At 69.2% G+C, this 11,747-nt stretch carries 8 protein-coding genes and 1 pseudogene; 6 read left to right on the plus strand and 3 right to left on the minus strand.

What is annotated here, in order from left to right; translation table 11 throughout:
- Position 1 precedes the first annotated feature (1 nt).
- Positions 2-979 (minus strand): NAD-dependent epimerase/dehydratase family protein, encoded by a 978-nt coding sequence (locus P7A99_RS16865; RefSeq protein WP_277794933.1) that lies wholly within the window; start codon positions 977-979, stop codon positions 2-4.
- A pseudogene (locus P7A99_RS16870) lies at positions 976-1,476 on the minus strand (UDP binding domain-containing protein); the annotation flags it as partial. The pseudogene P7A99_RS16870 and the gene P7A99_RS16865, both read right to left, overlap by 4 nt.
- A 350-nt stretch (positions 1,477-1,826) precedes the next feature.
- Here P7A99_RS16870 and P7A99_RS16875 point away from each other — a divergent pair.
- The 5 genes from P7A99_RS16875 to P7A99_RS16895 all read left to right on the plus strand — a co-directional run bounded on the left by P7A99_RS16875 (position 1,827) and on the right by P7A99_RS16895 (position 8,716).
- The gene (locus tag P7A99_RS16875; RefSeq protein WP_277794934.1) at positions 1,827-2,546 is read left to right on the plus strand and encodes a metallophosphoesterase family protein; all 720 of its coding nucleotides are present in this window, start codon (positions 1,827-1,829) and stop codon (positions 2,544-2,546) included.
- A gap of 68 nt (positions 2,547-2,614) precedes the next feature.
- Positions 2,615-3,247: a polysaccharide biosynthesis/export family protein gene (locus P7A99_RS16880; protein WP_277794935.1), complete on the plus strand. Its 633-nt coding sequence runs from the start codon at positions 2,615-2,617 to the stop codon at positions 3,245-3,247.
- A 168-nt stretch (positions 3,248-3,415) separates the two neighbouring features.
- Complete coding sequence (locus tag P7A99_RS16885) at positions 3,416-5,827, plus strand: EAL domain-containing protein (RefSeq protein WP_277794936.1); 2,412 nt, start codon at positions 3,416-3,418, stop codon at positions 5,825-5,827.
- Positions 5,828-5,919: 92 nt separating this feature from the next.
- On the plus strand, positions 5,920-8,262 hold the full coding sequence (locus P7A99_RS16890) for an ATP-binding protein (protein WP_277794937.1): 2,343 nt from the start codon (positions 5,920-5,922) through the stop codon (positions 8,260-8,262).
- Positions 8,263-8,374: 112 nt separating this feature from the next.
- A complete protein-coding gene (locus P7A99_RS16895) occupies positions 8,375-8,716 on the plus strand; it encodes an endonuclease domain-containing protein (protein WP_277794938.1) in 342 nt (113 codons plus the stop codon).
- 68 nt (positions 8,717-8,784) lie between these two features.
- Here P7A99_RS16895 and P7A99_RS16900 read toward each other — a convergent pair whose 3' ends face one another.
- Positions 8,785-10,326, minus strand: a complete 1,542-nt coding sequence (locus P7A99_RS16900) for a helicase HerA-like domain-containing protein (protein ID WP_277794939.1) — start codon at positions 10,324-10,326, stop codon at positions 8,785-8,787.
- Positions 10,327-10,435: 109 nt separating this feature from the next.
- On the opposite strand from P7A99_RS16900, the gene P7A99_RS16905 reads away from it, so the two are divergent.
- Complete coding sequence (locus tag P7A99_RS16905) at positions 10,436-11,563, plus strand: AI-2E family transporter (RefSeq protein ID WP_277794940.1); 1,128 nt, start codon at positions 10,436-10,438, stop codon at positions 11,561-11,563.
- Positions 11,564-11,747: the final 184 nt, after the last annotated feature.

Genomic DNA, 11,747 nt, shown 5'->3' on the forward strand with positions numbered 1-11,747 from the left:
CTCAGCGGCCGTAGAAGTCGGCGTACCAGGCCGCGAAGCGCTGGAGGCCTTCCTCGACGCCGACTTTCGGCTTGTAGCCGGTCAAGGCGTGCAGCTTGGAGACGTCGGCATAGGTGGCCGGCACGTCGCCTGGCTGCATCGGCAGGAACACCTTTTGCGCCTGGCGGCCGATCGCGCTCTCCAGGGCCGCGATCATGTCCATCAGGCCGACGGGGTTGCTGTCGCCGATGTTGTAGACCTCGTGCCCGCCGCGTGGCGGCGGGTTGTCGAGCACGCCGACGATGCCGTCGACGATGTCGTCGATATAGGTGAAGTCGCGGGCCATCCGCCCCTCGCCATAGACCTCGATCGGCTCGCCGCGCAGGATCTTCTGGGTGAAGCTGAAATAGGCCATGTCCGGCCGGCCCCAGGGGCCGTAGACCGTGAAGAACCGCAGGCCCGCCTGCGGGAAGCCGTACAGGCTGGCGTAGCTCTGGCTGAGCAGCTCGCACGAGCGCTTGGTGGCCGCGTACAGCGACACCGGCGCCTCGGCCGGGTCGCTTTCCTTGAAGCCCTCGCCGGCCAGCGGCCGCTCGCCATAGACGCTGCTGGACGAGGCGTAGACCAGGGCCTCGACGCCGCCGTGGCGGCAGGCCTCCAGCACCGACAGGTGGCCGGCCAGGTTCGAGCGCTCGTAGGCGAAGGGGTTGTCGATCGAGTAGCGCACCCCGGCCTGGGCGGCCAGGTGGACGATCCGCTTGGCGCCCGACGCCTTGACCAGCGCCAGCAGGGCCTCGTGCTCGGCGATGTCCATGCGGATCATCTCAAAGTCCGGGCGGCCCTCCAGGCGCGCGGCGCGGGCGTCCTTCAGGGCCGGGTCGTAATAGGCGTTGAAGACGTCGACGCCGATCACCGTTTCGCCGCGTTCGAGCAGGCGCTCGACCACGTGCATGCCGATGAAGCCGGCCGCGCCGGTGACGATGACGGGTCCGGCGCTCACGCCCCGCGCCCCACCGAGGCGTAGGTGAAGCCGTGGCGGACCATTTCATGCGGCTTGTAGACGTTGCGCAGGTCGACGACGACCGGGGCGGCCAGAAGGGTCTTGAGGCGTTCCAGGTCGAGGGCGCGGAACTGGTCCCACTCGGTGAGGATCAGCAGCACGTCGGCCTGGTCGGCGGCCTCGTAGGGGCCGGCGACGAACTCCACGCCCGGCAGCAGGCCCTCGGCCTCATGACGGCCTTCGGGGTCGAAGGCCCGCACCTTGGCGCCCTTGGCCTGCAGGGCCGGCAGGATGTCGAGGCTGGGGGCGTCGCGCATGTCGTCGGTGTTGGGCTTGAAGGTCACGCCCAGCACGCCGACGGTCTTGCCGGCGAGGTCTTCGGTCCCGAGCACGGCGGCGACCTTGTCGGCCATGGCCTTCTTGCGGGCGCTGTTGACCTCGACCGTGGTCTCGATCAGCCGGGTCGGCGCGCCGTAGTCGGCGGCGGTCTTGACGAGGTTGCAGATCTTCATGACGGGCTCGCGAAGTTCGTGAGCTCATCATCGGCATTTCCATTGAATTCGAGGTCAAAATGCTTGGTGTTTTAACCTCTAATCAATCTGGTTTATTTACTGTTATTATTGATTGGAAGTGAATTTTCACGGTTAAATCGTCGTCGAGAATCTCGGTTTATTTATCGTAAATCTGCGATGCGATGGTTGAAGCAGCCTTGCGCGTAAGGCATTTTGACTCTCGACCCTTCCGCTCCTCCTCCATCGTCTTCAGGTCCATGGTCTTCGGCTTCCTGCGTCCCAAGTCCCGATCCAAGTCGCAAACGGCGTCCACCGACGGCCGAGTGGTTTACGGCGTGGGCGATATTCACGGCCGTCTGGACCTGCTGGACCAGTTGCTCGATGTGGTGGCGGCCGATTTCGCCGCGCTGGGGCGGCAGGATCGGCCGGTGATCGTGTTCGTCGGCGACTATGTCGACCGCGGGCCGGACTCGGCCGGGGTGATCGAGCGCATCGCCGCGCTGAAGGCCGCCTCGGGCGGCGCGTCCGGCTTCGAGGTGCGGGCCCTGATGGGCAACCACGAACAGACCCTGCTGCAATTTCTCGACAGCCCCGAGGGCGGGCCGGTCTGGGTGGAGTTCGGCGGCGGCGAGACCCTGGCCTCCTATGGGGTGGCGCGGCCGGTGGGGCGTGATCCCGAGCCCTGGCGCGCGGCCCAGGAGCAGTTCCAGCGCAATCTGCCGCTCAAGCACCTGGAGTTCCTGCGCCAGCTCGAGCTGACCGCCGTCTACGGCGACTATCTGTTCGTGCACGCCGGGGTGCGGCCGGGCCGGGGCCTGGCCGAACAGGACCCGCAGGACCTGCTGTGGATCCGGGGCGATTTCCTGCACCAGCCGCACGGCCTGGACATGGTTGTGGTGCACGGCCACACCCCCGACGAGGAGCCGTTCCTGGGCCGTGACCGGATCAATGTCGACACCGGGGCCTATGCGACGGGCGTCCTGACCGCCGTCCGCGTGGGGCAGGATGCACCGACAATGCTGCAAGCGCGAAAACGACGCCCCGTCCCGGTGTGAAGCTTGTGGCCCCCGAGTCTCCATGCGATGAGATCGGGGGAGGGATGCAGCCGAGAGACGTGACGAGAATGATTACCGTTCGACGCTTTATTCGGGCGGCTTCGCTCTGCCTGGCCCTTACCGCGGCCGCGCCGATCGCCAATGCTCAGGACGCCGTCCCGCCGCCGCCCGCCGCCGCTGCTGCGGCGCCGCAAACCGCGCCTGTCGCCCCGTCCATGGCCGCGCCCGCCGGGGCCGTCGATCCCGACTATCAGCTGGGTTCGGGCGACAAGGTTCGCGTCACCGTCTTCGGCGAGCCCACCCTGTCGGGCGAGTTCTACGTCACCGGCTCGGGCCTGGTCTCGCTGCCGCTGCTGGGCGAGATCAAGGCCGCCGGCCTCAGCGTCCGCCAGTTCCAGGAGGCCGTGGAGACCGCCCTGCGTAACGGCTATCTCAAGCAGCCGCGCGTCAGCGCCGAGGTTCTGAATTTCCGCCCGTTCTACATCCTGGGCGAGGTCAGCAAGCCGGGCACCTATCCCTATACCTCGGGCCTGACCGTCCAGAACGCCGTGGCCACCGCCGGCGGCTACACCTACCGGGCCGACAAGAACAAGGTCTACATCAAGCGTCTCGGCGAAGAGAAAGAGACCAAGATGGAGCTGACGCCCTCGACCCAGGTCGCGCCCGGCGACACGGTCCGTATCGGCGAGCGTTTCTTTTAAGAGCCCAAAAGCAGGCGGGAGATCTTTCGCGGCCTGCTGCCGGTTAAGAAGCGATTCACCGTGTGGCGCGGCGTTAGGCCGCGCCTGAAACTACCTGACCGCGTATTGGAAACCATTTTTTTGTATCTTTCCGCACAGAGTGGGTAGGACCACTCTGGGGGAACGCCTTTGCTGAAGGTTCTGACCTGCCTGACGGGGCAGCACGACTTCAGGCTCGTGCTCGTCGCGGGCCTTGTCTGCTTCGCCGCCTGCTTCACGGCCTTTCGGCTCTTTTCACGCCTGCGCGGCGCGCGCGGCCTGGTGCGCGGCGCGTGGCTGCTGCTCACCGGCCTCGTCGCCGGCTCCGGCGTCTGGGCCACCCACTTCATCGCCATGGTCGCCTACGACCCGGGCCTGAAGACCGGCTACAGCCCGGCCGGCACCCTGCTGTCGCTGATGATCGCGGTGCTGTTCATGGCCGCCGGCTTCGCCGTGGCCTCGGCCGAGCGCACCCGCACCAACGACTGCGCCGGCGGCCTGCTGCTGGGCCTGGGCATCGGGGCGATGCACTTCACCGGCATGTCGGCCTTCGTCACCCAAGGCTATGTCGTCTGGGAACAGGCCACCGTCGCCGCCTCGGTCGTCATCGGCGTGGTCTTCTCGGCCGCCGCCCTGGTGATCGCCGGCCGCGCCCGTTCGCTGGCCAAGCAGCTGATCGGCGGCACGGCGCTGACGCTCGGCGTCTGCGGCCTGCACTTCACCGGCATGGGCGCGGTCACCATCGTTCCCGACGTCAACGTCGTGGTCCCCGAGCAGCTGCTTTCCGGCGCCATGCTGACCCTGGCGGTGACCGCCATCACCGGCCTGATCATCCTGGGCGGCCTGGGCGCGGTGACCATCGAGTCGTCGACCAGCCGCTCGGCGCTGGACCGCATCCGCCGCCTGGCCAACGCCGCCTATGAAGGCATCGTCGTGGTCCAGGACGGCCGCATCAACGACGCCAACGCCGCCTTCGCCGAACTCGCCGGCGCCCCCCTGGGCGAGCTGGTCGGCAAGCCGCTCTACAACGCCATGCTGACCTTCGACGGCAAGGAAGCAGCCCGAGAGGGCGTGCGCCGCGAGGGCCTGCTTCAGCCGGTCGCCGGCGGCCGCGCCATTCCGGTCGAGGTGTTCTCGCGCCTGATGGACGACGGCGCCCGCACCGAGACCTCGGGCCTGACCGTGCTGGCCATCCGCGACCTGCGCGAGCGCCGCTCGGCCGAGGAGAAGATCCGCTACCTGGCCGAACACGACGGCCTCACCGGCCTGCCCAACCGCAACTCGCTGCAAGCGCGCCTTGCCGCGGCCCTGGAGCGCGTCGAGGCCTCGGGCGAGAGCCTATCGCTGGTCTGCATCGATCTGGACCACTTCAAGGAAGCCAACGACCTGCACGGCCACCTGGCCGGCGACGCCCTGCTGGTCGAGGCCGCCCGCCGCCTGCAGGACTCGGTCACCGCCCCGTCCTTCGCCGCGCGCCTGGGCGGCGACGAGTTCATCCTGGTGCAGATCGCCGCCGGCGATCAGCCCGCCGCCGCCGCCGAACTGGCCGGCCGGGTGCTCGAGCAGCTGTCGGTTCCGGCCGTCTACGAAGGCCAGGACCTGGCCATGGGCGCCAGCCTGGGGGTCTCGTTGTTCCCCGATGACGGCCGCACCGCCGAGGCGCTGCTGGCCAATGCCGACATGGCCCTCTACCGCGCCAAGGAAAGCGGCCGCGGCGTCTATCGCTTCTTCAAGCGCGAGATGGACGAGACCATCCGTGAACGTCGCACCCTGGCCCGCGAGCTGCGCCAAGCCATCACCGACGAGGAGCTGGTGGTGTTCTACCAGCCGCTGGCCCGCGCCGCCGACGGCGAGGTCTGCGGCTTCGAGGCCCTGGTGCGCTGGAAGCATCCGGTGCGCGGCATGGTCCCGCCGCTGGAGTTCATTCCGGTGGCCGAGGAAAACGGCCTGATCACCCAGCTGGGCGAGTGGGTCCTGCGTCGCGCCTGCGCCGACGCCGCCAGCTGGGACCGCCCGCTGCGCATCGCCGTCAACCTGTCGCCGCTGCAGCTGAACCAGCCCAACCTGCCGACCCTCGTGCACGAGGTGTTGATCGCCACCGGCCTGTCGCCCTCGCGCCTGGAGCTGGAGATCACCGAAAGCGCTCTCTTCAAGGACTATCAGCGCGCGCTCGACAACCTGCGCCGCCTGAAGGCCCTGGGCGTTCGCATCGCCATGGACGATTTCGGCACCGGCTTCTCGTCGCTGTCGACGCTCCAGTCCTTCCCGTTCGACAAGATCAAGATCGACAAGAGCTTCGTCGAGAACATCCACCGTCACGACCGCGCCACCGTCATCGTGCGCGCCGTGCTGGGCCTGGGCCGCAGCCTGGAGATCCCGGTGGTGGCCGAGGGCGTCGAGACCCAGGAGCAGATCGACTTCCTGCGCGGCGAGTCCTGCGCCGAGCTGCAAGGCTACGCCATCGGCCGTCCGGGTCCGATCGACAGCCTGTCGGCCTGGACCCTGGCTCGCGAGGCCGCCGCCGCCGCGAACAGCGAAACCAAGACTCGCGGCGCGGCCTGAGCGCGTCAACCTGCGCGGGAACCTCTACCGTGCGTCGGCGTTAGCATCAGCGTCGCCGGCGGGGGTGCGCTCGGCGGCGCGGGGCTAGCGTAATGGGCCAGTTTCTCAGTCGGGCGACGATCCGGTTCGCGTCGTCGGTCGACCGCCCGGTTCTTCGGTTCTGCCTGGCCGGCGCGGCCGTGGGGCTGGCGGCGGCCGCCCGCGTGGGCGCGGCCAGCCTGACCGATCACCCCAGCAATTTCCCGCCCTTCTTCGTCGCGGTGATGCTGGCCGCGCTGGTCGGCGGCCTGTGGGCGGGGCTGGCCTCGGTGCTGGTCAGCGCCCTGCTGGTCCGTCTGCTGTGGATGAGCGGCCCGCTCGACACCGCCCAGGCCGCTCAACTGGCCACCTTCGGCTTGAGCAGCGGCCTGATCGTGCTGTTCGTCGCCGCCCTGCGGCTGGCCGTACGCAGCGGCCTGGCCGCCGAGGAGCGTTTCCGTATCGCCCAGGACGCCTCGCTCGACGCCTTCGTGATCCTCGAGCCCGTGCGGCGGGCCGGACGGATCGACGACTTCCGCTGGACCTACGCCAACCCCGCCGCCCAGGCCCTGCGGCCGCGCGGCGTCTCCAGCCTGATCGGCCGTCGGGTGCGCGACGTCTTCCGCGACGAGACCGGCCAGCAGATGATCGAGCGCCTGACCCGCCTGCTGGACGAGGGCGGTCCCGACGACCTGGAGGTGCGCCGGGTGATCGACGGCGAGGAGCACTGGGTGCGCTCCAGCGGCGTGCGCATCACCGAGGGCCTGGCGGTGACCTTTCGCGACGTGACCCGCGAGCGCCGCGCCCAGGCCGCCCTGCGCACCAGCGAGGAGCAGTTTCGGGGCGTGGCCAACGCCGCCCCGGTGATGATCTGGATCTCGGGCGTCGACGGGGCCTGCATCTGGTTCAACGACGCCTGGCTGAAGTTCACCGGCCGCGGCATGGACGAGGAACTGGGGCGCGGCTGGGCGGCCGGCGTGCATCCCGACGACCTCGACGCCGCCGAGGCCGAGGCGGCCGCGGCGATCGCGGCCCGCCGGCCGTTCCGGGCCGCCTTCCGCCTGCGCCGCGCCGACGGCGCCTGGCGCTGGATCAGCAGCGCCGGCGCCCCGCGCCACGACGCCTACGGCCAGTTCCAGGGCTATATCGGCAGCTGTTTCGACAATACCGAGGTCGTGGAGACCACGCTGGAGCTGGAGGCCCGCGTGGCCGAGCGCACCGCCGCCCTGGAGGCCAGCATCGCCGAGCGCGCCAAGACCGAGGCGGCGCTCGCCCAATCCCAGCGGCTGGAAACCGTCGGCCGCCTGACCGGCGGGGTGGCCCACGACTTCAACAACCTGCTGACGGTGATGGTCGGCGGGCTCGACATGATCCTCAAGCGCCCGGACGACGTGGCTCGCGTGCGGCGCCTGGGCGAGGCGGCCCTGGCCGCCGGCCAGCGCGGCGAGCGCCTGACCCGCCAGCTGCTGGCCTTCTCGCGCAGCCAGGAACTCAAGCTCGAGGTCGTCGACATCGCCGGCCTGATCCTCCAGGTCGAGCCCCTGGTCCGCCGCGCGGTCGGCGACGCCAAGAGCCTGGTGGTCCGCGCGGACCCCGAGGCCGGCTCCAGCCGCGTCGACGCCGCCCAGTTCGAGGCGGCCCTGCTCAATCTGGTCGTCAACGCCGTCGACGCCACGCCCGAGGACGGGACGATCACCGTCGCGGTCTCGTCCGAGCGGCTGGAGGACGGCCAGGCGGGCGAGGCCCCGGCCGGCGACTATGTCCGCGTGGCGGTGTCCGACACCGGCCACGGCATGCCGCCCGAGGTGCTGGGCCGGGTGTTCGAACCGTTCTTCACCACCAAGGAGGTGGGCAAGGGCACGGGCCTTGGCCTGGCCCAGGTCTACGGCTTCGTGCGCCAGTGCGGCGGGGCGGTGACCATCGACAGCCAGGAGGGCAGGGGAACGACGGTGTCGCTGCACCTGCCCGTCGCCGCCTCCGACGGCGTTGTCGCACCCCGCGCCGAGGACGCCCCGGTCGCCGATCTGACCGGGGTGCGGGTGCTGCTGGTCGAGGACGACGCCAGCGTCAGGGCCATCACCGAGGGCGCGCTGACCGAACTGGGCTGCATCGTCGTCACCGCCGAGCATGGCCGCGCGGCCCTGGCCCGGCTGGAGGCCGAGCCCGATTTCGACGTCCTGCTGTCGGACCTGGTCATGCCCGGAGGCGTCAGCGGCGTGGAGCTGGGCCGCATCGTCGCCGAACGCGCGCCCCGCACGGCCGTCCTGCTGACCACGGGCTACGCCGGCGACCGCCTGGCCGCTGCGCTGGAGGACCTGCCCTGGCCGGTCCTGCGCAAGCCGTTCCGGATCGAGCAGCTGCACCGGGCGCTGGCCGAGGCGGTCGGGGGGCGGTCCAAGATGATCCCTCTCTCTTAGAGAGAGGGAGGGGCCCGCCGCGCAGCGGTGGGAGGGTGAGTGGTTTCGCCCTCACAGGAAAATCCCAGTTCCTCTGATTGAGAACGCAGGAACGCCATGCCCAGCTTGGGTCATGGACAGGACCGCCTACGCCCGCTGCCTTCGCCAGAAACAGACCCTGGCGGAAAAGACGCTTTGGGCCCTTGTCCGCAACCGTCGGCTCTCAGGCTTCAAGTTCATGCGGCAGATTGCGATCGGCCGCTATTTCGCGGACTTCGTCTGCGAGGCGGGCAAGCTGATCGTGGAGCTCGACGGCGCGGCTCACGACGGTCGTGAAGACTATGACGACCAGCGCACCGAAAACTTGGAGCAGCTTGGATACGTGGTGTTGAGGTTCCCCAACGAGCGGGTGCTGGCCGATCCCGGCGGGACCGCCGACGAGATCCTGGCTGCGCTTCGATCGGCCAGGCCGTAACCACTCACCCTCCCACCGCCTGCGGCGGCGGGCCCCTCCCTCTCTCTAAGAGAGAGGGATTCCGGACGTCACCGCCTCCGGCTCAATCCCCCCAGAAGCCCGCGCATGATCTCGCGGCCCGCCTGGCTGGCCACCGTCCGCAGCAGCGACTTGGCGAAGGTTTCGGCCATGCCCTGGCGGTTGGACGAAGCGCGCGGCCGGGAGGCGCGGGCGTCCTCGCGTTCTTCCCGGGCCCGTTCGCGCTCGCGCACCTTCTCTTCGGCCGCCCGCTGGCGCTCGGCCTCGGCGGCGGATGCGGCGGCCGCCGAGCCCTTCTGGGCCTGGGCGGCGCGGCCTTGCAGGGTCTCGTAGGCCGAGGCGCGGTCCTGGGCGGTGTCGTAGAGGCCGGCCACCGGGCTCTTGGCGATGGCGGCGGCGCGCTCTTCCGGCGTCAGCGGGCCCAGGCGCGAGGCCGGCGGGCGGATCAGGGTCTTCTGCACCACGCAGGGCGCGCCCTTGGCGTCGAGCACCGAGACCAGGGCCTCGCCCACGCCCAGGGCCTGGATGGTCTCGGCGGTGTCGAAGGCTGGATTGACCCGGAACGACTGCGCCGCGGCCCTCAGCCCCTTCTGGTCGGCGGGGGTGTAGGCGCGCAGGGCGTGCTGTACGCGCGCGCCCAGCTGGCCCAGCACCGCGTCAGGAATGTCGGCCGGGTTCTGGGTGACGAAATAGATGCCCACGCCCTTGGAGCGGATCAGGCGCACCACCTGCTCGATCTTCTCAAGCAGGGGCTTGGGCGCATCGTTGAACAGCAGGTGCGCCTCGTCGAAGAAGAACACCAGCTTGGGCTTTTCCGGATCGCCCACCTCGGGCAGCTCTTCGAACAGCTCCGACAAGAGCCACAGCAGGAAGGTCGAATAGAGCTTGGGCGACTGGATCAGCCTGTCGGCCGCCAGCACGTTGACATAGCCGCGCCCGGCCACGTCGGTGCGCATGATGTCGGCCAGGTTCAGGGCCGGCTCGCCGAAGAAGTGCTCGGCGCCCTGGGTTTGCAGGGTGAGCAGCTTGCGCTGGATCGCGCCCACCGTGGCGGCCGAGACGTTGCCGTACTGGGCGCCGATCTCGCCCGCGTTGTCGGCCACGTACTTCAGCGCCGCTTGAAGATCCTTCAGGTCGAGCAGCAGCAGGCCGTCCTGGTCGGCGACATGGAAGGCGATGGTCAGCACCCCTTCCTGCACGTCGTTGAGTTCCAGCAGGCGCGAGAGCAGCAGCGGCCCCATCTCCGAGATGGTCGTGCGGATCGGGTGGCCCTTCTCGCCGAACAGGTCCCAGAAGATGGTCGGCGGGGCGGCCGGGGTCAGGGTGATGTCCATCGACGCGGCGCGGGCCTGCATCTTCTCGTTCGGCGTGCCCAGGGCGGCGACGCCTGACAGGTCGCCCTTCACGTCGGCGGCGAACACCGGAACCCCCGCGTCGGCGAAGGCCTGGGCCATGACCTGCAACGTCACCGTCTTGCCGGTGCCGGTGGCGCCGGCCACCACGCCGTGGCGGTTTGAGCGGTCCAGCCGTTGGGTGACTGGTCCTTCGCCGAGCCCGATCAGGATCTCGCCTTCGCCGATCGCCAGGGTCATGCGCAACTTCCCTACATGATTGAGGCTTAAGCCTAGCTCTAAGCCTTGTCCTTCGCCAATCGGGCTGAACAATGGTCCCCAAGACTTACGCCAGCAGAGATTCCCGTCGATGACGACCTTCACGCCCTCGATCACCAGCCGCAACGCCGTCGTCTTCCTGGCGGTGGTCGCGGCCGGCGCGGCCCTCTACTACATGCGCGGCATCCTCACGCCGCTGGTCCTGGCCATCTTCCTGGCGGTGATGATCGACAGCTTCGCCCGCGTGCTGACGGTGCGAGTGCCCAAGTTCCCCGAGAAACTGGCCCTGCCGACGGCCATCGTGCTGTCGCTGCTGCTGTTCGGCGGCTCGGTGTGGATCGTGGTCGAGAACGGCGCAGGCTTCGTGGGCCAGGCCAAGGCCTACGCCCCGCGCCTCAACGAGGTGATCGCCAAGATCGCCGGCCTCTTCGGGATCCGCGTCGCGCCCACGCTCGACGACCTGATCGCCCAGCTCAATCCGCAGCAATATGTCGGCGCCATCGCCGGCAGCCTGCAGAATTTCGCCTCCAACGCCGTGCTGGTGCTGATCTATCTGGGCTTCATCATCGCCTCGCGCCGGGGCTTCTCGCGCAAGATCGTCGCCCTGTTCCCGCATCACGCCGAGCGCGACCGCTCGGTGCAACTGTTCCAGCGCATCCGCAACGGCGTGGAGCAGTACCTGTGGATCCAGACTGTCACCGGCCTGATGATCGCCGTGGCCGCCTGGGCGGTGATGGCCCTCGTGGGGCTGGACAACGCCTTCTTCTGGGCCTTCCTGATCTTCATCGCCGCCTACATCCCGATCATCGGCGGGGCCATCGGCTGCATCCTGCCGCCGCTGTTTGCTCTGGTTCAATTCCCCCACAGCCTGCTGCCGGCGCTGATCCTGGCCGGCGCGCTGCAGGTGATCTTCTTCGTGGTCGGCAATGTCGTGCTGCCGCGGATGCAGGGCGACAGCCTGAACATGGACCCCACCGTCGTCCTCTTGTCGCTGGCCGTCTGGGGCGCGCTGTGGGGCGGCATCGGCATGTTCCTGTCGACGCCCCTGACCGTGGCCCTGATGCTGATCCTGGCCCAGTTCGACGGCACCCGCTGGATCGCCATCCTGCTGTCGGAAGACGGCGATCCGACCAGCGAGCGGGCCACCTCGCACGGCCCGGCCGGCGTCGCAAAACAGGGATTGGCGAGAAAAAAGCCAAGTTCGAAAAAAGGGACTTAAATTTCCTGGAAGCGCTCCTATCTAGGTCTGGTACCGGGAGCCCCCCAATCCCGGTCCCGCGCGACGCCGGCCTGCTTTACCTGGCGCGTCGAACGCGGAAAACGCCCGCCGCCCCCCAAGGCGGGCCTGCGCCGCCGGTCTCCCCCCACCGGCGGCGCTTCCGTGTCCGGAGCAGCGTTTCCGA

It is taken from the genome of Caulobacter endophyticus, from assembly GCF_029543245.1.
GTDB classification, from domain to species: domain Bacteria; phylum Pseudomonadota; class Alphaproteobacteria; order Caulobacterales; family Caulobacteraceae; genus Caulobacter; species Caulobacter endophyticus_A.

What these genes read in the sequence shown, in the direction of transcription:
- P7A99_RS16880 (WP_277794935.1), top strand. Translation starts at nt 2,615, where the DNA reads ATGATTACCGTTCGACGCTTTATTCGGGCGGCTTCGCTCTGCCTGGCC.
- P7A99_RS16890 (WP_277794937.1), top strand. Translation starts at nt 5,920, where the DNA reads ATGGGCCAGTTTCTCAGTCGGGCGACGATCCGGTTCGCGTCGTCGGTC.
- P7A99_RS16895 (WP_277794938.1), top strand. Translation starts at nt 8,375, where the DNA reads ATGGACAGGACCGCCTACGCCCGCTGCCTTCGCCAGAAACAGACCCTG.
- P7A99_RS16900 (WP_277794939.1), bottom strand. Translation starts at nt 10,326, where the DNA reads ATGACCCTGGCGATCGGCGAAGGCGAGATCCTGATCGGGCTCGGCGAA.
- P7A99_RS16905 (WP_277794940.1), top strand. Translation starts at nt 10,436, where the DNA reads ATGACGACCTTCACGCCCTCGATCACCAGCCGCAACGCCGTCGTCTTC.